General features: G+C 63.8%; 22 protein-coding genes and 1 pseudogene. 15 read left to right on the forward strand and 8 right to left on the reverse strand.

The genetic code is table 11. The features are described from left to right. Positions 1–16: 16 nt before the first annotated feature. The 5 genes and pseudogenes from pip to JQC81_RS04585 form a co-directional block, all read right to left on the reverse strand. Positions 17–970, reverse strand: a pseudogene (gene pip / locus JQC81_RS04565) (prolyl aminopeptidase). A 37-nt stretch (positions 971–1,007) separates the two neighbouring features. Beyond that, positions 1,008–1,601 carry a histidine phosphatase family protein gene (locus tag JQC81_RS04570; protein WP_203270534.1) on the reverse strand — a complete coding sequence of 198 codons (594 nt, stop codon included), beginning with the start codon at positions 1,599–1,601 and terminating at the stop codon, positions 1,008–1,010. A gap of 31 nt (positions 1,602–1,632) precedes the next feature. Continuing rightward, the gene (fabI, locus tag JQC81_RS04575) at positions 1,633–2,457 is read right to left on the reverse strand and encodes an enoyl-ACP reductase FabI (RefSeq protein WP_203270535.1); all 825 of its coding nucleotides are present in this window, start codon (positions 2,455–2,457) and stop codon (positions 1,633–1,635) included. A gap of 356 nt (positions 2,458–2,813) precedes the next feature. Then, positions 2,814–3,749, reverse strand: a complete 936-nt coding sequence (locus JQC81_RS04580; RefSeq protein WP_203270536.1) for a DnaJ C-terminal domain-containing protein — start codon at positions 3,747–3,749, stop codon at positions 2,814–2,816. A 100-nt stretch (positions 3,750–3,849) separates the two neighbouring features. Further along, a complete protein-coding gene (locus JQC81_RS04585) occupies positions 3,850–4,275 on the reverse strand; it encodes an RT0821/Lpp0805 family surface protein (protein ID WP_203270537.1) in 426 nt (141 codons plus the stop codon). A gap of 99 nt (positions 4,276–4,374) precedes the next feature. On the opposite strand from JQC81_RS04585, the gene pdxH reads away from it, so the two are divergent. From pdxH to JQC81_RS04600, 3 genes are all read left to right on the forward strand, one after another. Then, entirely contained in the window at positions 4,375–4,983 is a 609-nt protein-coding gene (gene pdxH, locus JQC81_RS04590; protein ID WP_312887471.1) for a pyridoxamine 5'-phosphate oxidase, read from the forward strand. A gap of 94 nt (positions 4,984–5,077) precedes the next feature. After that, on the forward strand, positions 5,078–5,800 hold the full coding sequence (locus tag JQC81_RS04595) for an SDR family NAD(P)-dependent oxidoreductase (protein WP_203270564.1): 723 nt from the start codon (positions 5,078–5,080) through the stop codon (positions 5,798–5,800). A gap of 9 nt (positions 5,801–5,809) precedes the next feature. After that, positions 5,810–6,229, forward strand: a complete 420-nt coding sequence (locus JQC81_RS04600; RefSeq protein WP_203270539.1) for a hypothetical protein — start codon at positions 5,810–5,812, stop codon at positions 6,227–6,229. 90 nt (positions 6,230–6,319) lie between these two features. On the opposite strand, the gene JQC81_RS04605 is transcribed toward JQC81_RS04600, so the two are convergent. Beyond that, positions 6,320–7,327: a GNAT family N-acetyltransferase gene (locus tag JQC81_RS04605; protein ID WP_203270540.1), complete on the reverse strand. Its 1,008-nt coding sequence runs from the start codon at positions 7,325–7,327 to the stop codon at positions 6,320–6,322. Between the two features lie 1,037 nt (positions 7,328–8,364). Between JQC81_RS04605 and JQC81_RS04610 the strand changes: the two genes are divergently transcribed. Beyond that, the gene (locus JQC81_RS04610) at positions 8,365–8,835 is read left to right on the forward strand and encodes a cupin domain-containing protein (protein WP_210347064.1); all 471 of its coding nucleotides are present in this window, start codon (positions 8,365–8,367) and stop codon (positions 8,833–8,835) included. A gap of 20 nt (positions 8,836–8,855) precedes the next feature. Here the strand turns inward: JQC81_RS04610 and JQC81_RS04615 are convergent, their stop codons facing one another. Beyond that, positions 8,856–9,167 carry a hypothetical protein gene (locus JQC81_RS04615; protein ID WP_203270542.1) on the reverse strand — a complete coding sequence of 104 codons (312 nt, stop codon included), beginning with the start codon at positions 9,165–9,167 and terminating at the stop codon, positions 8,856–8,858. A gap of 304 nt (positions 9,168–9,471) precedes the next feature. Between JQC81_RS04615 and JQC81_RS04620 the strand changes: the two genes are divergently transcribed. From JQC81_RS04620 to JQC81_RS04640, 5 genes are all read left to right on the forward strand, one after another. Continuing rightward, positions 9,472–9,723: a citrate/2-methylcitrate synthase gene (locus tag JQC81_RS04620; protein WP_312887472.1), complete on the forward strand. Its 252-nt coding sequence runs from the start codon at positions 9,472–9,474 to the stop codon at positions 9,721–9,723. Beyond that, a complete protein-coding gene (locus tag JQC81_RS04625; protein ID WP_203270544.1) occupies positions 9,720–10,169 on the forward strand; it encodes an NUDIX hydrolase in 450 nt (149 codons plus the stop codon). The genes JQC81_RS04620 and JQC81_RS04625 overlap by 4 nt, the downstream gene beginning before the upstream one ends. After that, positions 10,166–10,759 carry a TIGR02301 family protein gene (locus JQC81_RS04630; RefSeq protein WP_312887473.1) on the forward strand — a complete coding sequence of 198 codons (594 nt, stop codon included), beginning with the start codon at positions 10,166–10,168 and terminating at the stop codon, positions 10,757–10,759. The genes JQC81_RS04625 and JQC81_RS04630 overlap by 4 nt, the downstream gene beginning before the upstream one ends. A 173-nt stretch (positions 10,760–10,932) precedes the next feature. Continuing rightward, on the forward strand, positions 10,933–11,196 hold the full coding sequence (locus JQC81_RS04635; protein ID WP_199046320.1) for a hypothetical protein: 264 nt from the start codon (positions 10,933–10,935) through the stop codon (positions 11,194–11,196). A gap of 166 nt (positions 11,197–11,362) precedes the next feature. Further along, positions 11,363–11,686 carry a GIY-YIG nuclease family protein gene (locus tag JQC81_RS04640; protein WP_203270545.1) on the forward strand — a complete coding sequence of 108 codons (324 nt, stop codon included), beginning with the start codon at positions 11,363–11,365 and terminating at the stop codon, positions 11,684–11,686. A gap of 165 nt (positions 11,687–11,851) precedes the next feature. Here JQC81_RS04640 and JQC81_RS04645 read toward each other — a convergent pair whose 3' ends face one another. Beyond that, entirely contained in the window at positions 11,852–13,192 is a 1,341-nt protein-coding gene (locus tag JQC81_RS04645; protein ID WP_203270546.1) for a dihydroorotase, read from the reverse strand. A 188-nt stretch (positions 13,193–13,380) separates the two neighbouring features. On the opposite strand from JQC81_RS04645, the gene ygfZ reads away from it, so the two are divergent. From ygfZ to JQC81_RS04675, 6 genes are all read left to right on the forward strand, one after another. Beyond that, the gene (ygfZ, locus tag JQC81_RS04650; RefSeq protein ID WP_203270547.1) at positions 13,381–14,259 is read left to right on the forward strand and encodes a CAF17-like 4Fe-4S cluster assembly/insertion protein YgfZ; all 879 of its coding nucleotides are present in this window, start codon (positions 13,381–13,383) and stop codon (positions 14,257–14,259) included. A 113-nt stretch (positions 14,260–14,372) separates the two neighbouring features. Next, on the forward strand, positions 14,373–16,313 hold the full coding sequence (locus tag JQC81_RS04655) for a hybrid sensor histidine kinase/response regulator (RefSeq protein WP_203270548.1): 1,941 nt from the start codon (positions 14,373–14,375) through the stop codon (positions 16,311–16,313). A gap of 100 nt (positions 16,314–16,413) precedes the next feature. Further along, entirely contained in the window at positions 16,414–17,070 is a 657-nt protein-coding gene (locus JQC81_RS04660) for an FMN-binding negative transcriptional regulator (protein WP_203270549.1), read from the forward strand. Continuing rightward, positions 17,033–17,524, forward strand: a complete 492-nt coding sequence (gene aac(6'), locus JQC81_RS04665; RefSeq protein ID WP_203270550.1) for an aminoglycoside 6'-N-acetyltransferase — start codon at positions 17,033–17,035, stop codon at positions 17,522–17,524. Before JQC81_RS04660 ends, aac(6') begins: the two co-directional genes overlap by 38 nt. A gap of 57 nt (positions 17,525–17,581) precedes the next feature. After that, on the forward strand, positions 17,582–18,190 hold the full coding sequence (locus JQC81_RS04670; RefSeq protein WP_203270551.1) for a DNA-3-methyladenine glycosylase I: 609 nt from the start codon (positions 17,582–17,584) through the stop codon (positions 18,188–18,190). Continuing rightward, positions 18,190–18,783 (forward strand): YfbR-like 5'-deoxynucleotidase, encoded by a 594-nt coding sequence (locus tag JQC81_RS04675; RefSeq protein WP_203270552.1) that lies wholly within the window; start codon positions 18,190–18,192, stop codon positions 18,781–18,783. The genes JQC81_RS04670 and JQC81_RS04675 overlap by 1 nt, the downstream gene beginning before the upstream one ends. Positions 18,784–18,834 lie beyond the last annotated feature (51 nt).

Raw genomic sequence — 18,834 nt, forward strand, 5'->3', positions numbered from 1 at the left:
GCCGTGATGCCGCAACTCAGGCGAAGCGATCCGTCGCGGCCACGATGGTTTCCGTCATGCCGGGATCGCGCGCATCGTGCCCGGCTTCGCTGATGATAACCAGCTCGCTGCCCGGCCAATTCTGGTGAAGCCTCCAAGGAGTGACGAGCGGTCCGCCTATATCCAGACGACCGTGGATCAGGACACCCCGAATGCCGGACAGCCGGTCCGCGTTGCGCAGCAGCGCTCCGTCCTCGAGCCATGCCGCATGGCGCCAGTAATGAGTCACCAAACGGGCGAAGCCCAGACGGAACGCCGGATCGTGGTAGCGCGGATGGGGCTTGTGACCGGGGTGGACCGCGACGATCGCCATCTCCCAGTCGCACCAGTCCCGCGCCGCCTTCCCGTGGATGGCCGGATCCGGATGCATGAGCAGGCGGTGATAGGCCTCGACCAGGCTGCCGTCCCGCTCCTCCTCAGGAACGCCGTCGCGGAAGCGGCTCCAGGCCTCGGGGAAGAATGCGCCGACGCCGCGCGTGATCCACTCGATCTCCTGAGGTGTGGTGGTGGCGATGCTGAACAGCACCATCTCTGTTACGCGTTCCGGGTGCCGCTCGGCATAAGCAAGCGCCAGGGTCGAACCCCAGGAACCACCGAGGATCAGCCAACGCGCGATCCCGAGATGCTCGCGCAGCCGCTCAGTATCGGCGAGCAGGTGCGTGGTTGTGTTCGTGGAAAGGTCGGCTCGCGGAGTGCTCGCATGAGGTTGGCTCCGACCGCTCCCGCGCTAGTCAAATAGGATGATGCGGTACTTCCTCGGATCGAAGTATCGGCGCGCATTCGCTATGCAGCCGGAACCAGGACCGCCATGAAGGACGAGCGCAGGCTTGCCGCGAGGATTGCCGCACGCTTCCCAATAGAGGCGATGCCCATCCCCAGCCTCGAGCATGCCGGTTTCATAAGGGTCGAGAGGTGGGTACAGATCGGCCATCGCATGCTCCGTCACGTTGGCCATTGTTGGAAGCCAACTACACCCAGCGGTGCTGGCGCCCCTCGATCACGAGCACCCGCCCCTGCCAGATGTCCATGCTGGCGGCCTGGCGGGCGTTGATGTTGCAGGCGATGGCGAGGAACGCGCGGGCGACGCCGCCATGGGCCACCACCACCGTGTCGCGGGTGAGATCGTCGAGGACGGGGCGGATGCGCTCGACCAGCATGGCGTAGCTCTCGCCGCCGCCGGGCGGAGCGTAGTGCCACTTGTCCTGCTCGCGCAGGGCCGCCAAGGACGGCTCGGCCTTGCGCACTTCCTTCCACGTCATGCCCTCCCAGGAGCCGAAGGTCAGCTCCACGAGGCGCTCGTCGAGCTTGTAGGTTTCCGGGTGCAGCCCCAGGGTCCCGCGCAGGATCTCCATGGTTTCGCGTGTGCGGGTCATGGGGCTCGCCACATAGGCGAGGTCTTCGATATGCGGCGCGAGCGTCCGGAGCTTGCGGCCCGCCTCCTCGGCCTGGACGCGGCCGACATCGTTGAGCGGAATGTCCTTTTGTCCCTGAAGACGTCCCTCAAGGTTCCAGTCCGTCTCGCCATGGCGAATGAAGTAGATCGTGGGGCGGGACGGGGTCACGGCAGGGTCCGGTTACGCGTTGACTTAAGGGTCAGTCTTTGTCGAGGGAGAGATCCGGGGCTTCCGGGTTCTTCATGCCGACCACGTGGTAGCCCGCATCCACGTGCAGGATCTCGCCGGTCATGCCGCGGGACATGTCGGACACGAGATAGGCGGCCGTCTCGCCCACCTCCTCGATGGTGACTGTGCGGCGGAGCGGCGAGTTGTACTCGTTCCACTTCAGGATATAGCGGAAGTCGCCGATGCCGGAGGCGGCCAGCGTCTTGATCGGGCCTGCCGAGATGGCGTTGACGCGGATGTTCTTGGGGCCGAGATCGGCCGCCAGATAACGCACGGACGCCTCGAGGGCTGCCTTGGCGACGCCCATGACGTTGTAGTGCGGCATCCACTTCTCGGCGCCGTAATAGGTGAGCGTGAGGAGCGAGCCGCCCTCGTTCATCAGCTTCTCGGCGCGCTGCGCGATGGCCGTGAAGGAATAGCAGGAGATCAGCAGGGACTTGGTGAAGTTGCCCTCGGAGGTCTCCACATAGCGGCCCGTCAGCTCGTCCTTATCGGAGAAGGCGATGCAGTGGATGACAAAATCGATGGAGCCCCAGAGGCGCTTCACTTCCTCGAACACCGCATCGATGGTGGCGCCGTCCGTCACGTCGCAATGGCCGACCACATGGGCATCCAGCTCCTTCGCCAGGGGCTCGACGCGCTTCTTCAGGGCATCGCCCTGATAGGTGAAGGCGAGTTCCGCCCCGTGCTGGCGGGCTGCCTGCGCAATGCCCCAGGCAATGGAACGGTTGTTCGCCACGCCCATCACCAAGCCACGCTTGCCGGCTAGAATGCCGGTGGCCTTTGTCTCCGCCATGATTCACCTAGATCGTCGCTGGATCGTTCAAATAAGAACGGCCTCTTTAACCGACCCGGCAGCCACGGGGAAGCCCTCTTGGCATTCTCATCGCGGGATCGCCGGTAGATGGCCAGCAATCTGGGTTAGAGCAACAATACCCCACTGTCATTCCGGGGCCGCGCAGCGGAGCCCGGAATCCATAAACGCTACCGTTGCCGAAACAGGCGGAACTCGGATCGTCTTTCCGGGAGCGGCGTGGTTATGGATTTCCACGCCTGCGGCGCGGCCCTGCGGGTCGGGCTCGCCTCCGGCGCCCCGGAATGACAGTGGAGGGTTACGCAAGCGATCAGAAACAGCCCAGCCGAAGTTTTGCTTCACTTCGCCTTGGCCGAGAGGCGCCTGCGGGCATAGTCCATCAGGTCCTCGTCCACGATCTCCGGCAGCCTGATCTCCGTGGTCACGAGGAGATCGCCAGGGCCGGTCTTGCCGGGCAGGCCCTTGCCGCGCAGGCGGAAGGTGCGGCCGGAATTGGTGAGCGGCGGGATCTTCATCTCCACTGTGCCGGTCAGGGTCGGCACGCGCACCGACCCGCCGAGGACAGCCTCCTCGATCTCGACCGGCAGGCGCAAGCGAAGATCCGATCCTTCAACCGTGAAGCGTTCATGGGGCGCGAACGCGATGGTGAGCAGCGCATCGCCCGGATCGATCCCGGGGGCGCCCTGCCCTAAGCCACGCAAGCGGATCACCTGGCCGTCGGCGACGCCCTTGGGGATGACCACGTCCACGTCCCGGCCCGTGGGGAGCCTGACCCGCTTCTTCGCCTCGGCGGCAATCTCTTCAAGCGTGACCGTCAACGTAGCCTCGACGTCCTCGCCCTTCTGCTTGGGATGGCTGCGGGCCTGGCGCGGGCTCTCGCCCCCGGCCCGAAAGGCGTTCTCGAAGATCTGGGAGAAGAAATCCTCGCCCGGATCGGCGCCGAAACCGCTCCTGCTGCGCCGACCGCCGAACGGGTTGCCTCCCCCAAACCCGGAGAAACCCTCCGCCCCACCCCGGCCGCCGCCAAAGCCCTCGAAGCCGGTGAAGCGCGGCTTGCCCTCGGCGTCGATCTCGCCCCGGTCGAACTGGGCACGCTTGGTGGCGTCACCCAAGATTTCGTAAGCCGAGTTCGCCTCGGCAAACTTGTCCTTGGCCTTCGGATCGTTCGTGTTGCTGTCGGGATGATAGGTCTTGGCGAGCTTGCGGAACGCCTTCTTGATGTCCGCTTCGCTCGCAGAGCGGGACACGCCGAGAACGTCATAAGGGTTTCGCATCGTGGAATCCTGAACCGTCGGGATACGAGCCTGGAGGCTCAAAGGTTTGACGGTCATATGGGCAAAGTGTTGCCCCTTTGCAACGTCCGAGCAGTGAACGCTAGACCTTGGCCGAGCCCTTCAGCGGCTTGACCTCCTTGAGGGTCCATTCGCTTCCTGAGGGCCGGCAGGCCGTGCCTTGGACGGACGAGGTGGAGGGGCCGCTGAGATGGGCCGAGAAGCTGCGGCAGATCTCGTCGTTCTTCACGAAGGGAGCCCCAACCGGAGTGAAGGTGCCCTTGCGGCTCGTCGCCGGGTTGTCCCAGGAAACCTGGGTGCCGGGCCCCTGCGGGTCGAGGGCGACAGCCAGCGCTGCCTTGGCCCGCCGCCAGTCCTCCTCGTCCAGATCGGCCGAGAGGGTGATGTCGCTCTTGAGGCCGATGGCGCCCGTCGCCTTGGGTCCGTCCTCATCGAGAGCCGACAATCCAAGGGACATGCCGCAGGCGCTCGTCGACAGGGCGAGCAGGCCGACGGCCAGGATTTTCATGGCTTCGCTGGTGAAGCCATCTGATCTATAACGGCGCGGATTGATCCACGTCACGCGTTGGGTCCCCCAGAACCAAAAGCCACAGAACGAGATAAAACAGTGAGCGGGTTAATAACTGGTGACTTCACGGAGTCGGACGAGCCCTTCGCCCTCTTCCAGGCCTGGATGAAGGAGGCGGAAGGCTCCGAGCCGAACGACCCCAACGCCATGGCGCTCGCCACCGTGGACGAGACCGGGCTGCCGAACGTCCGCATGGTGCTGCTGAAAGGCTTCGATGAGAACGGCTTCGTGTTCTACACCAACACGGAATCCAACAAGGGCCGCGAGCTCCTGGGGCAGCAGAAGGCCGCCATCGTGCTGCATTGGAAAAGCCTGCGCCGGCAGGTGCGCGCCCGCGGCCCTGTGACGCTGGTGAGCGACCAGGAGGCCGACGTCTATTTCCAGAGCCGCCCCCGCGACAGCCGCATCGGCGCCTGGGCGAGCCAGCAGTCGCGCCCGCTGGAGAGCCGCTTCGCGCTGGAGAAGGCCGTGGCCTTCAACACTGCCAAATTCGCCGTGGGCGAGATCCCGCGCCCGCCGCACTGGACGGGGTTCCGGATCGCGCCCGTGTCCATCGAGTTCTGGCAGGACAAGCCGTTCCGCCTGCACGACCGGGTGGTGTTCACCCGCGAGGGCGATGGCTGGCGGAAGGTGCGGCTTTATCCCTGATCCCATGGACCGTGATCCTGAACTGGGATAGAGGTCTGCCCCGCTTACGAGAGATCTCCCGATGTCCTCTTCGCCCAGCAATTCCCGCCGCATCATGCTGCTCACCGGCGCCAGCCGCGGCATCGGGCATGCCACGGTCAAGCGCTTCTCCGCGGCCGGGTGGCGGGTGATCACCTGCTCGCGTCATGGCTTTCCCGAGAACTGCCCGTGGGAGATGGGACCGGAGGACCACCTGCAGGTCGATCTTGCCGATGCGCAGGACACCCGCCGCGCCATCGCGGAGGTGAAGGAGCGCCTCGCCGCCGAGGGCGGCTGCCTGCACGCGCTCGTCAACAACGCGGGCATCTCGCCCAAGGGCGAAGGCGGCTCGCGGATGGGCACCCTCGACACCCGCTACGAGGACTGGCTGCGGGTGTTCCAGGTCAACTTCTTCGCCTCGATCATGCTGGCCCGCGGCCTGCAGGACGAGCTCACCAAGGCCAAGGGCTCGGTGGTGAACGTGACCTCCATCGCGGGCTCACGCGTCCACCCCTTCGCGGGCGCGGCGTACGCCACGTCCAAGGCGGCGCTCGCGTCGCTGACCCGCGAGATGGCAGCCGATTTCGGGCCGCTCGGCGTGCGCGTGAACGCCATCTCGCCGGGCGAGATCGACACCGCGATCCTGTCGCCGGGCACGGACAAGATCGTCGAGCAATTGCCGATGCGCCGTCTCGGCACGCCGGACGAGGTGGCCAAGGCCATCTACTTCCTCTGCACGGATGCGAGCTCCTACGTGAACGGCGCGGAGTTGCACATCAATGGCGGCCAGCACGTCTGAGGTGACCCCATGCCCCAACGCCCGATGCAGAGCCTTGTCATCGCGTCGCTGATGATCGGCTCAGTGACGGGAGCGTTGAGCCAGGAAGGCCCCGACAAAAACCCCTTTGCCGACCCGGACATGCACCCCTCCTATCGGGCGCAATGCCATGAGGTGCGGGACCTGACCAAGGATCGCGAGACTGGCGAGACCCGGGTGGATTTCAGCGTCACGGGCCCCCTCGACCTCGTGCATTTCGACGGGACGCTGGCCTATCTCGGCCTGTGCGGCACCGTGCCCGCCCCGAAGGTGCTCTGCGTCACCTATCAGACCAACGACATGAAGGTCGGCGACGTGGTGACGGTGGCCGGCGGCTACAGCCGCCCGAACCCGGATTTCATTGTGCTCGATCCGTGCCTCGCGCAGCGGCTGGATGAGCCGGCGCAATAGGAAGCATCCTCATCAACGACAACTCACTTCGTGCAAGATCCAGGGCATGGTCACCAGATGAGCAGGCAGCACTTCCTCGATCATCCAATATCACGCAAATACCCTAAGATTGAATGTCTTGATCCTTGCGGTGATATTTCGCGAGCGTGCAAGTGAGATCTGCAAGGCCCGGTATACCGGTGTCACGCGCTTTGCTACGTATCGAGGACGAACCTCGCCGCCGAAAGCGGTGTAGAACAGCACGCTGCCGTTAGTACCCACCGAGTCGAAGTCAAAGATACGCCCTTGAGTGGCACCCTCTCGCATTGCGTCCCAGATGAGGCGGCTCACAGCACCATTATGGGAATCCGGCGCGCGGGTTGTCAGCAGGTAGTAGGTGACACGGTCATCCCAGGCGTAGAAGATCGAGGCAGCCGGATCGCCCTGCTTGTTGATCGCAGCAAGCACACGCCCCTGTCCGCGGCTGACCGCCGCCTCGATTAGCGCACGTGTGTTCGGCTGAAACATGTAGTTGGATGACGCGCCGCGCCTTTTGAGATTGACGTCGTAGAGGGTGCAGAAATGGGCTGGCTCGATCTCTGAAAGGTCCGTTTGTTCCTCGGCGCGCCGGATCACATTGCGCGTCTTATCGCGCATGTTGCGCCAGATCACCTCTTCATTGGCGGGCGCGACCTCGTAGGTGAACCTAACCTGCACGGAAAAACCGCTTTCAACGATGGGCAGGCCGTCAGAGAAATCCCGATGTAACTGTTGGTAGAAGAAATCGAAGCGCGGCAACTTCGCAAGAAGATCCCGGGTGATCTCACCTCGACGCATATTACGGCTTACTACCCCGCCTGTTCCTTCATCAACGGCCGGACCTTGGAATTGAGCCATGCCGGAGGAGGTGAGTGCACGAAAGCCGAAGCTTTCCTTCCGCGCGTAGGCCAAGCGCCCCACGAGACGTCCGCCGCTGCTGACTGTCACTTCCTCATAGGCGCCGTTCGTTGCCGCCTCAAGCCACCACCTCTCATGAAAGATGGTAGGAGTGAGAGGATCGAAGGGCTTGGAATGAGGACGCGTACTATCCAGGGTATTATTTAGGTTGTCAGTTTTCATCAACTGAACCCCTATAGCATATACGCCTTTAGCCAGTCTGCTAAATGTATCCGGTCCAGACGCAAGCCAATGCGAATAGGATGTAAGAAAAATCCAGTAATCAGTACGTTGTTTTCTAAAGTATGCCTTAGCTATGCTAATGATTAAGGCCGAAATTTGTCGCGCTCCCCTCTCCATTTGACAGCTGCAGCCCAAAAAGCCAGGCATGCATCAAATCCTCATAGCCAATATTAGGGGATAGGCGATCTTAAGGGAGTTACCCTAGTTAGAGTAGAGTTGAAGGTGCTGGTGAGATTAGTCCGGAGCTTAACCAACTGACTGCCGCTTGACTCCAAATCCGTCTTCCGCCGCTCCACCAGTCCAGGGCACGTCGGATCTGAAGCGAACCCGTGCAACACCATCGCCGCCCAGAGTTGTGAGGTACATCGCTTTTTCGGAGCAATCACGTGGCTCTCACGCCCGAATCATTTCAATAGGCTTCTAAACCCTCTCTTCACCGCTTCTTGCTGTAACCCTCGCCATGACCTGCTCCGTGAGCCCAGGTCATTGAACTTCCATGCGCAGCAGATTGTTGTACGGTACGACGGGGGTACCCCCTAGGGCGAGATGCAGCATGGCGATCATTTATTTTGCGGCGGCTTTGATCGGCGGCCTTACCGGTTGTGCGATGCTCTGGCCTTATGGAGCAGTGATTGCCCTCATCAGCATGCCTTTCATCGGCAGCTTGTTCGCCCTCTGTGTTGCAATCCTCGTTTACGTAAGGTCATCCGGGGAGAGAAACATGAGCGAGGATCGAACAACCAATGTGGATCCATTCCGATCCTCCCAAGCTGCCGCTAGCCGCCGATAAGCCGCCACCCGAACGGTAGATTGATACAGTTCGTAGCATCGGGAGGTATGACCTAGCCCCGCGACTCCGCCGCGATTTCCGCGTGCAACGGCCTTCCATCCTCCGGAATTCCCTCTCCAATCGCAAAGCTCGCGTGCTAGCGTCGCTTGAGCGGCTTCAATTGCCATGAAAACCAAAAGGCGGGATGATGGATCAGGGTTCGGGAGAAAGCGCACTCGTCCGGCGGGTTGGCGAGGGCAGCAGCAATCAAGCCTTCGACCTGCCCCGCACCTTCCTGGTCCGCTCCGATGAATCCAAGGGGGCCTTTTCCCATTGGATTGAGAAGGTCCCGGCCGGGGCTGGTCCTCCGATGCATGTGCATCACAGGGAGCAGGAGTTGTTCCGCGTCCTGAGTGGTCAATTCCGCTTCTGGTGCAAGGGGGAGGCTCAGGACCTGACGGACGGCGACACCGTCCTGATCCCGAAGGGTACTCCGCACACCTTCAAGAACATCGGCTCCAGCGAGGGGCAATTGCTGATCACCTTGACCCCCGGCGATGGAGACGGCTTCTTCATCGAGGTCGAGCGGCTCGGCCTCCACCCGTCGCGGGACATGCCTCAGATTGTGGAGATTGCAGGTCGCTACGGCGTTGAGTTCGTCGGACCGCCTCCCGCGTGAGGCAGGGACAGTCTGTAGGATTACTTCAGGGCTTGCTGTTGGCCCGCGCTCCATTGGAGGTGCGGATAGCGGCCACCGGCAAAGCCACTGGCGAAGATGCCTGTTGCAGCAAAGCTCACTGCACAGAAAACCGTAATGGCCAATACGAAGGCTGCCCCTTGTCTCTGCATCCGCCATAAGGATGGGACGAACGGAGCCAAAAGCAGCGATCCAAAGATCATGAGCAGCAGAAAGAAGGCTTGGAGATCCGGGTCGCTGTAGATGAGATCCACCTGCACGCCTTTTTCGCGTGGCGGCTCATCAAGGAAGAATCGGGCGAGTACCTCGAACATCGCGTTGCCCCGGGCGGGATTATTTGGGTTTGGTATCCAAACGACAGATGTTCACCAGGACCACCCCCGCTGGTCCTGACGCTGCCCCTCACCATGGAGGAAAGTTGTAACGCATCTAGCACGGCCGCTTAAAACTTGGCCATATCCTCGTTAGTTGAACGCAAGCGTCCGCTGCCGCAAAGCCAAAGTGGTCTTGACGGCCTTCCTGAACATGGAGTTTCGTACACCTAAGCAAACCAGACCCAGCGTCGGCACTCGGCCTAGGAATGGCGGATCGCGACTGAAGACCGGGCTCCTCAAGAACGTGCCGCTGCTCGCCTCCGACGCCACGACCCTGCGGGCCATCGCGAACGCCTCCGGCGGCGCGCCCAGCATCGACGTGGCACTCGTCATGATGGAACGGGCCTATGGACTGCCCGTGGGCGCCGCGTTTACGCTCTTCGCCATCGGGCGCACGGCCGGGTGGCTCGCCCACGCCATCGAGCAGCGCAGCCAGGCCACCCTCATCCGCCCCCGCGCCCGCTATGTCGCGGCCGAGCAAAAGCATTCTTCATGACCAGCGACCGCTTCTACCCTGCCCGACCCGTTCTCGCCGCCTCCGTGGCGGTGATCCGCGACGGCCGCATCCTGCTCGCCGCGAGGGGCAAGCCGCCGAGCGAGGGGCTGTTTTCGCTGCCCGGCGGCATGGTGGAGGTGGGCGAGACGCTCGCCGAAGCCGCCTTGCGGGAACTTCGCGAGGAAGTGGGGGTTGAGGCCAAGCTTATCGGCCTAATCGCCCCGGTCGAATTCATTGAAAGGGACGAGAAAGGCCATATAAGGCATCATGTCGTCATCGCCGCCCATGCGGCCCGCTGGGCTTCGGGCGAACCCCAGACAGGTCCGGAAGCAAAGGAAATCCGTTGGATCACGGAACGGGACATCGCCGATCTGCCGCTGACGGCAGGACTGGCCGGAATTCTGGAGCAGGCCTTCAGGATCGCGCGCGAGGATGGCGTGGCGTGAAATGCCTGGGCCTCATCCTCGCCGTTCCCGCAATGCTGCTCGCCATCCCGGATCCTGCGGCAGCCCAGGGCTTCTTCGACCGCCTGTTCGGCCCTCCGCCGGGCCAGCAGCCGGGCGTTCCGCCGCAATACCGGCAGCCGCCGCAGTACCGCCCACCGCCGCAATACCGCCAGCAGCCTGCCCCTCAGCAGCAGCGAAGGCCGCAATCGCAGCGTCCAACCCCTCAGCAACCCCAACAGCAGCCACCGCAGCAGCAGGCGGAACCCGCGCCCGCGGTCGAGCCGCCGCCCGCGCCCTACGAGAAGGAGCTGCTGCGGCTTGCCGAAATCATGGGGTCGCTCGCCATGCTGCGCCCCCTCTGCAGCGCGCCCGACGCCGCCGAATGGAGCCGGCGCATGCAGATCCTGCTCGAGGCCGAGGGTTCGACGCCGGGCCGCAAGGAGCGCCTCGCCGGCGCCTACAACAAGGGCTACCAGGCCTATGCCCTCACCTACCGGATCTGTACGCCATCGGCCCAGGAGGCCTCGGTGCGCTTCCTGGCCGAAGGCGAGCAGCTCGCCCGCAGCATCACCGGGCGCTACGGCGGCTGATCGGGAGGCCGGCCCCCGCCTGCAGGTGTTGCAGCCGCGCCTCTTATCCACATTTTTCGGCCGATCCCCCCTCGCGTTAACCTCCTTGCAAGGTGATGCTGGCGGCGGGTCGGCGCGATGTCTAAGACTCATTCAACCGAACTCGCGCGCCGCCCCTCGAAGGGGCCTGGATCATGAACGACAACGACGTCCTTCTCGACGAATCGCCCGACCTCAGCGCCCTCAAGCAGGCGGCCCTGAGCTATGTGACCGAGGCCTTCGCCGAGGCCGAGCTCGACGGGCTCGACGGCGACTGCATGGCCCAGGCCGCCCTCTTCGCGGCCTTCACCGAGCTCGTCGCCACCTATGGCGAGGATGCCGTTGCGGAATACGCCGCGACACTTCCGGACAAGATCCGCACGGGCGCGTTCTCCATGGCCATGTCGCTGAAGCATTGAGCACATCCAGCCGATCAGCTTGCATCCCTGTAGCCTCATCCTGAGGAGGTGCGTAAGCACCGTCTCGAAGGACGAGGCGTCTCCAGCACACTCTGGATCCTCCTTCGAGACGCCGCTGCGCGGCTCCTCAGGATGAGGCTCCGTCGTTTGTCTTTGAGGTGCACAAATGAATGGCTGCTGGTTCTATATCCTGCACTGTGATGACGGCAGCTACTACACAGGCACAAGCCGATCAGAGGATCTGGAAACACGCGTTAGCCAGCACAACCAGGGCATCTTTGACGGCTACACGGCGAAGCGACGACCTGTTGCCCTTGTCTACTCGGCGCAGTTCGACAGCATCCTTGACGCTATTGCTTATGAGAGACAGGTCAAAGGGTGGTCGAGAGCCAAGAAAGAAGCCTTGATAAGAGGAGATTTCGTTGCTCTTCAAGGTTTGTCGAAAAGCCGCCGCCTAGGTCTCAAGGCGGTTGAAGCGGACAAGATTTGATCGCTCAATAATATACTCAACCTCATTTTGAGGAGCCTGCGGAGCAGGCGTCTCGAAGGAGGATCCAGAGGTCTCTCGAAACGCCTCGTCCTTCGAGACGGATTGCTCCACAATCCTCCTCAGGATGAGGCTAGTGTAGTGCCTGTTATTCCCTGAAGACAGCTATCAGCTCTTTGCCCCAAGCGTCTCCTCGAACCGCACTACCTCGCCCTGCGACGGCGTCTCCAGCGATCCCTCCCACATCACCACGTTGCCGCGCACGACCGTGCCGACGGGCCAGCCGGTGACTCGTCTGCCGTCGTAGGGCGTCCACTGCGCCTTCGAGGCGATCCAATCGTTGGTGATGGTCTCGGTGCGCTTGAGATCGACCACGGTGAAATCCGCATCGTAGCCGACCGCAATGCGACCCTTGCCGGCGATGCCGAACAGGCGCTTGGGGCCGGCGCTCGTCATGTCGACGAAGCGCTCGAGCGTGAGGCGGCTGGCATTCACGTGATCGAGCATGATCGGCACAAGCGTCTGCACGCCGGTCATGCCGGAGGGCGTGTTGGGATAGGTCTTGTCCTTCTCCTCGCGCGTGTGCGGCGCGTGGTCCGAGCCGAGGATGTCGGCGATGCCTTCATCAAGCCCTTGCCAGAGTGCCGCGCGGTGCAGTTCGTCGCGCACGGGCGGGTTCATCTGGATGTAGGTGCCCAGCCGCTCGTAATCCTCCGGCCCCGCCAGCGTCAGGTGATGCGGCGTCACCTCCACCGACACGAGGTCCTTGTGCTCCTTCAGAAGCGCCATCTCCTCCGCGGTGGTGATGTGGAGCACGTGGATGCGTGCGCCGGTGTCGCGCGCGATGCGCACGAGGCGCTGCGTGCAGGCGAGCGCCACCTCGGCCGAGCGCCACACGGGATGCGAGCGCGGATCACCCTCGACGCGCAGGCCTTTGCGCTCACGCAGCATCGCCTCGTCCTCGGAATGGAACGCGGCGCGCCGGCGCGTGCGGCGAAGAATGTTGGCGATGCCCTCGTCGTCCTCGACGAGCAGCGAACCGGTGGACGAGCCCATGAACACCTTGATGCCGGCAGCGCCCGGCAGGCGCTCCAGTTCGGGCAGATCGTTCACGTTCTCATGGGTGCCGCCAACCCAGAAGGCGAAGTCGCAATGCATGCGGTGATGGCCGCGCCGCACCTTGTCGGCGAGAGCCTCCGGCGTCGTGGTCTGCGGGTCGGTGTTGGGCATCTCGAACACCGCCGTGACGCCGCCCATGACGGCCGCGCGGGAGCCCGATTCCAGATCTTCCTTGTGGTCGAGGCCGGGCTCGCGGAAATGCACCTGGGTGTCGATGACACCCGGCAGGATATGCAGCCCCCGGCACTCGATCTCCCGCGCGGCGGAGGCTTGCGACAGGTCGCCGATGGCGGCGATCTTTCCGCCGCGCACGCCGATGTCGCGCTCCACGCGTCCGTCGTGATTGACGACGATGCCGCCTTTGAGGATCAGGTCGAAGGTCTGGGGCATGGCAATCTCATCCCTTGAGGCCGCTGCGGAAGGGGCATATGTCACTGCTTCTAGCGCATCGTGCGGAAAAGTGGGAACCGGTTTTCCGCCCTCAACGATGCGCAACCTATAGATTGAGCATCGGGTGGATCCCAAAAGTGCGAGTCCACTTTTGGGTCCGATGCTCAGCAGGATAAGGAGCGGGGCATATGCCGTCAGTCCATCTGGCCGACCGGGGCGTGGTAAGGGTTTCGGGCGAGGACGCCAAGACTTTTCTCGACAACCTCATCACCTGTGACCTTGACCGTGTGTCACCGCACATGGCGCGCTTCGGCGCCCTGCTCACGCCCCAGGGCAAGATCCTCTTCGACTTCCTGGTGTTCCAAGCGCCGGAGGAGATCGGCGGCGCCTATTATCTCGATGTCCTGAAGGTCTACGCACCCGATCTCGCCAAGCGCCTCGGCTTCTACAAGCTGCGCGCGAAGGTGGCTGTCGAGGACCTGTCCGATTCGCTTGGCGTCATTGCCGGCTGGGATGCGCCGCGACCGGACGACGAGGCGGGGCTCGTTGCGGAAGATCCCCGGTTGCCGGCGCTCGGCTGGCGCGCCATCGTGGCGCACGAGGATTCAGGCGAATTCGCCAAGGATCCGGCCGAGGCCTATCACGCCCATCGCATCGCGGTCGGCGTGCCCGAGGGTGGGCGCGACTTCCTGTTCGGGGATGCCTTCCCGCACGAGGCCCTGATGGATCAGCTTCAGGGTGTCGATTTCGACAAGGGCTGCTATGTGGGCCAGGAGGTGGTGTCCCGCATGCAGCATCGGGGCACGGCCCGCACCCGGATCGTGCCGGCCGTCTACGAGGGAGGCTTCGCGGCGGATCTCGGCGTTGAAGTGACGGCTGGCGACAAGCTTCTCGGCAAGACAGGCACCGGCGCGGAAGGCCGCGGCCTCGTAATGATCCGCCTCGACCGGGCGGAGGATGCCCTCAAAGCAGGGGAGACCATCAGGGCCGGGGGCATTCCGGTGCGGCTGGAAAAGCCCTCCTGGGTGAGGTTTGCCTTCCCCGGTGAGGCAAGCTCCGTTTCCTGAGCCGAGAAAAAGCCAAGCTTCAAGCGGAACGAAATCCTCACAAAACCGTTACGTCCAATCGACCCGAGAACGGACTGACGCAAGAGCCGGCCTGGGTCTGCTGGGGAAATCTGATGAACGCCATGCAAGGGACCGGCTCAACCTCCCAGGAGGGACGCTTCCAGCTTCTGGTCGACGCGGTCACCGATTACGCGATCTACATGCTGGATCCGAAGGGTATCGTGTCCAGCTGGAACGCGGGCGCCCAACGCTTCAAGGGCTACACCCAGGACGAAATCCTTGGCGAGCATTTCTCACGCTTCTACACGGACGAGGACAAGGCAACCGAGCTGCCCCGGCGCGCCCTGGAGACCGCCGCCCGCGAGGGCAAGTTCGAGGCCGAGGGCTGGCGCCTGCGCAAGGATGGCACCCGCTTCTGGGCGCACGTGGTCATCGACCCGATCCGTGACACCCATGGAAATCTGATCGGCTTCGCCAAGATCACCCGCGACCTGACCGAGCGGAAGAGGGCGCAGGAAGCTCTCAAGGAGAGCGAGGAGCGCTTTCGCCTCTTGGTCCAGGGTGTCACCGACTACGCCATCTACATGCTCGACCCGCAGGGCCGCGTGACCAACTGGAACTCCGGTGCCCAGCGCATCAAGGGCTATACGCCGGACGAAATTCTCGGAGAGCACTTCTCTCGCTTCTACACCGATGAAGACAAGGCGACCGAACTCCCCCGGCGCGCGCTGGAGACGGCGGCGCGCGAAGGCAAGTTCGAGGCCGAGGGCTGGCGCCTGCGCAAGGATGGCACGCGGTTCTGGGCGAGCGTCGTCATCGACCGGATCCGGAACGACATGGGCGAGATCATCGGCTTCGCCAAGATCACCCGCGACATCACCGAGCGCCGGCAGGCGCAGGAGGCCTTGGCCCAAGCTCAGGCGGCCCTGTTCCAGGCGCAAAAGATGGAGGCCGTCGGGCAGCTCACAGGCGGCGTTGCGCATGACTTCAACAACCTGCTGACGATCATCGTCAACAGCCTGGATCTTCTCACCCGCAACGCCCGCGATGCGCGCGACATGCGGCTGATCGAGAGCGCCCAGCGCGCGGCCGAGCGCGGCGCGAAGCTGACCCAGCAGTTGCTGGCCTTTTCCCGCCGCCAGCCTCTCCAGCCGGCCCTGCACAATCCGAACACCCTGATCGGAGGTTTCGAGGCGATCCTGCGCCGGGCGTGCGGCGAACTGATCAAGCTGCAGCTTGCCCTTGCCTCACGCGTCCGGTCGATCTCGGTCGACGCGCCGCAATTCGAGGCCGCCCTCCTCAACCTCATCGTCAACGCCCGCGATGCCATGCCGGAGGGAGGATCCCTGGCGATCACGACCGGCAATGTGACAGTGAGCGAGAACGATGCGGCTCTCGGCGATTTGAAGCCCGGCCCCTATGTCTCTGTCACTGTGGAGGACACCGGCTCGGGCATGGCGCCCGAGGTTCTCGACCGCGTCTTCGAGCCCTTCTTCACCACCAAGGAGATTGGCAAGGGAACGGGCTTAGGGTTAAGCCAGGTCTATGGCTTCGTGACGCAATCGGGCGGTCATATCAAAGTCGACAGCACTCTGGGTGAGGGAACCAAGATCACCATGCTGCTGCCGGCCCAGGAGAACGGCGAAGAAGCGTCGGAAGACGAGGACGGAACGGAGCGTCCGGCCCAGGACAGCGCGGGCACCGTGCTGATCGTCGAGGACGAGCCCGCCGTGCTGGAGGTGGCGAGCGACATCTTCGACAGTCTCGGCTACGACGTCTTGACCGCGACAGATGCTCAAAAGGCCATTGTCGTTCTGGAAAGCGACGCCGCCATCGACGTGATGTTCAGCGACGTGATCATGCCCAACGGCATGAACGGCGTCGAGCTCTCCCGCAAGGCACGCGAGATGCGCCCCGGCCTCAAGATCCTGCTGGCCTCGGGCTACCCCATGTCGGCCCTGCCCTCCGAGGGCCTCGGCGCGGGCGTCTCCTTCATCAGCAAGCCCTACCGCTGGACCGAGCTCGCCGACAAGCTGCGGATGCTGCGCTCCTGAGCAAGACCATCGCCGCGCGTGATGGACGGCATCGGCAATTTTGATTGGTGCCGGCAAAAGGTTCCCGCTAGCATCCCGGCCAAATCGGATCGGGAATGCCATGTATCAGCCGCCCCACTTTCGTGAGGACAATCGCGAGGTTCAGCACGCCCTCATCAGAGCCCATCCGCTTGGGCTTCTGGTGACGCTGGGCAGCGCGGGGCTCGTGGCCAATCCCATTCCGTTCGTGCTCGACGCCTCCGCATCGCCTCTGGGGACACTCAAGGCCCATCTCTCGCGGGCGAACACCCAGTGGCAGGATTTTGACTCTGACCTGGAGGCCCTCGTCGTGTTCCAGGGGCCGGAGACCTACATCACTCCATCCTGGTATGCGGCCAAGCGCGAGCACGGCAAGGTGGTACCCACCTGGAACTACGCCATCGTGCAGGCCTATGGCCGCATGCGCGTCGTCGACGACCCCGATTGGCTCCTCCGGCAGATCACCGCCATGACCGACGTGCAGGAGGTCGCTCGACCCGAGCCCTGGAATGTGGGCGATGCGCCGGCACCTTTCGTGGCGGCTCAGCTCAAGGGGATCGTCGGCATCGAGATCGAGATCACCCGGATCGAGGGCAAGTGGAAGGTGAGCCAGAACCGGTCGGAGGCCGACCGCCAGGGCGTGGCGGAGGGCCTGCGCCTTGCCGAGGACGATGCCTCGCGGCACATGGCGGATCTGGTGGATGCGCGAGGAGCCTTGCCCGGTGGCCGACAATCTTGAACCGCGCGTCGAGCCCTGCATGCTGCAGACGCTCGAGGAATGGGTTGCCCTGCGGCATGCCCTTTGGCCCGAGTGCCCGAAGGAGGACCACCGCTCCGAGGCGCAGGCCATCCTCTGGGACCAGAAGGAAGCTACCGCGCTTCTCGTACGCTTGCCCGACGGCACGCCCGCGGGCTTTGCCGAAGCGGCCTTGCGCCATGACTATGTGAACGGCTGCGCCACCTCCCCGGTGGCCTTTCTCGAGGGCATCTACGTGCAGCCGGAGCACCGCGGGAGGGGCCTCGCCCGGCTGCTGTGCCGGGCGGTCGAGCGCTGGGCGCGAAGCCTCGGCTGCAGCGAGTTCGCCTCCGACGTCCTCCTCGACAACACGGCGTCCCAGAGCATGCACAAGGCGCTCGGCTTCGAGGAGACGGAGCGGGTGGTGTATTTCCGGAAGGTGCTGTCGTCGTCCTGACGCATTTCGTCAGGAGCGGATCTTCCCGTTTCCGGGGAGGCCCGCTACACAGGTCGCATGAGCGACGGACTGATCCTTCATCCCGACAACAAGACCCGCTGCTGGTGGCCCGGCACGGATCCCTTCTATGTGGAATACCACGACACCGAATGGGGCGTGCCCGAGTTCGACGACCAGGCACTGTTCGAAAAGCTCATTCTCGATGGATTTCAGGCGGGCCTGTCGTGGATCACGATCCTGCGCAAGCGCGAGAACTTCCGCCGCGCCTTCGCGGGCTTTGATCCCGCTGTGATCGCCCGATTCGATCAGGCGCAGGTGGAGGCGCTGATGCTCGATCCCGGCATCGTGCGCAATCGCGCCAAGATCGAGGCGACCATTGCCGGCGCCCGCGCCTGGCTGGTGATTCAGGAGCGCGGCAGCTTCTCGAAATTTCTCTGGGATTTCGTCGACGGCTGGCCGGTTCAGCCGAACCTCAAAACCCGCAAGGACGTGCCCACCGAGACCGAGGTCTCGCGCAGGATCTCGAAGGCCCTGAAGAAGGAGGGCTTCAATTTCGTCGGCCCCACCATCGTCTATGCCTTCATGCAGGCCGTGGGCATGACGAACGATCATCTCACCGGCTGCTACCGCCATGCGGAATGCGCGGCGCTGGCCAAGGCTCGCTGATGGCCAAGGAACCCCGCGTCTGGCAGCGGATGCTCTCCGGCCGCCGCCTCAACCTGCTCGACCCCTCGCCCCTCGATGTGGAGCTCGACGACATCGCCCATGGGCTTGCCCGTGTCGCGCGCTGGAACGGGCAGACGGTGGGCGGTCACATCTTTTCTGTGGCGCAGCATTCGCTTCTTGTTGAGGCGATTGCCGCTCATATCAATCCGGACATGTCCCGCGAGTGGCGCCTGGCGGTGCTCTTGCACGATGCGCCGGAATACGTGATCGGCGACATCATCTCGCCGTTCAAGGCGGTGATCGGCGATGCCTACAAGGCCATCGAGGCCGGACTGCTCGGGGCCATCCACCTGCATTTCGGCCTGCCGGCCCAGCCCGCTGCGGCCCTCAAGCGGTTCATCAAGCAGGCGGACCGGCAGGCCGCATTCCTCGAGGCGACGCATCTTGCCGGCTTTGCCCGCGAGGAGGCGATTAAGTTCTTCGGACGCCCCGAACCCCTGCCCCGCCCGGTGCTGGCCCTTCTGGAGCCCTGGCCCGTGGCTCAGGCCGAGGAGCGCTACCACGAGAAGGTGACAGCGGCGCTGACGGACTGAGCCTCTCCCCCAAACTCTCGGGCCTCATCCTGAGGAGCAGCCGTCAGGCTG

The organism is Microvirga arabica (assembly GCF_016811235.1).
GTDB classification, from domain to species: domain Bacteria; phylum Pseudomonadota; class Alphaproteobacteria; order Rhizobiales; family Beijerinckiaceae; genus Microvirga; species Microvirga arabica.

Excerpts from the sequence above, each read along its gene's own strand:
- fabI (WP_203270535.1), bottom strand. The coding sequence starts at position 2,457 with ATGGCGGAGACAAAGGCCACCGGCATTCTAGCCGGCAAGCGTGGCTTG.
- JQC81_RS04580 (WP_203270536.1), bottom strand. The coding sequence starts at position 3,749 with ATGCGAAACCCTTATGACGTTCTCGGCGTGTCCCGCTCTGCGAGCGAA.
- JQC81_RS04585 (WP_203270537.1), bottom strand. The coding sequence starts at position 4,275 with ATGAAAATCCTGGCCGTCGGCCTGCTCGCCCTGTCGACGAGCGCCTGC.
- JQC81_RS04595 (WP_203270564.1), top strand. The coding sequence starts at position 5,078 with ATGCTGCTCACCGGCGCCAGCCGCGGCATCGGGCATGCCACGGTCAAG.
- JQC81_RS04600 (WP_203270539.1), top strand. The coding sequence starts at position 5,810 with ATGCCCCAACGCCCGATGCAGAGCCTTGTCATCGCGTCGCTGATGATC.
- JQC81_RS04605 (WP_203270540.1), bottom strand. The coding sequence starts at position 7,327 with ATGAAAACTGACAACCTAAATAATACCCTGGATAGTACGCGTCCTCAT.
- JQC81_RS04610 (WP_210347064.1), top strand. The coding sequence starts at position 8,365 with ATGGATCAGGGTTCGGGAGAAAGCGCACTCGTCCGGCGGGTTGGCGAG.
- JQC81_RS04615 (WP_203270542.1), bottom strand. The coding sequence starts at position 9,167 with ATGTTCGAGGTACTCGCCCGATTCTTCCTTGATGAGCCGCCACGCGAA.
- JQC81_RS04625 (WP_203270544.1), top strand. The coding sequence starts at position 9,720 with ATGACCAGCGACCGCTTCTACCCTGCCCGACCCGTTCTCGCCGCCTCC.
- JQC81_RS04635 (WP_199046320.1), top strand. The coding sequence starts at position 10,933 with ATGAACGACAACGACGTCCTTCTCGACGAATCGCCCGACCTCAGCGCC.
- JQC81_RS04640 (WP_203270545.1), top strand. The coding sequence starts at position 11,363 with ATGAATGGCTGCTGGTTCTATATCCTGCACTGTGATGACGGCAGCTAC.
- JQC81_RS04645 (WP_203270546.1), bottom strand. The coding sequence starts at position 13,192 with ATGCCCCAGACCTTCGACCTGATCCTCAAAGGCGGCATCGTCGTCAAT.
- ygfZ (WP_203270547.1), top strand. The coding sequence starts at position 13,381 with ATGCCGTCAGTCCATCTGGCCGACCGGGGCGTGGTAAGGGTTTCGGGC.
- JQC81_RS04655 (WP_203270548.1), top strand. The coding sequence starts at position 14,373 with ATGAACGCCATGCAAGGGACCGGCTCAACCTCCCAGGAGGGACGCTTC.
- JQC81_RS04660 (WP_203270549.1), top strand. The coding sequence starts at position 16,414 with ATGTATCAGCCGCCCCACTTTCGTGAGGACAATCGCGAGGTTCAGCAC.
- JQC81_RS04670 (WP_203270551.1), top strand. The coding sequence starts at position 17,582 with ATGAGCGACGGACTGATCCTTCATCCCGACAACAAGACCCGCTGCTGG.
- JQC81_RS04675 (WP_203270552.1), top strand. The coding sequence starts at position 18,190 with ATGGCCAAGGAACCCCGCGTCTGGCAGCGGATGCTCTCCGGCCGCCGC.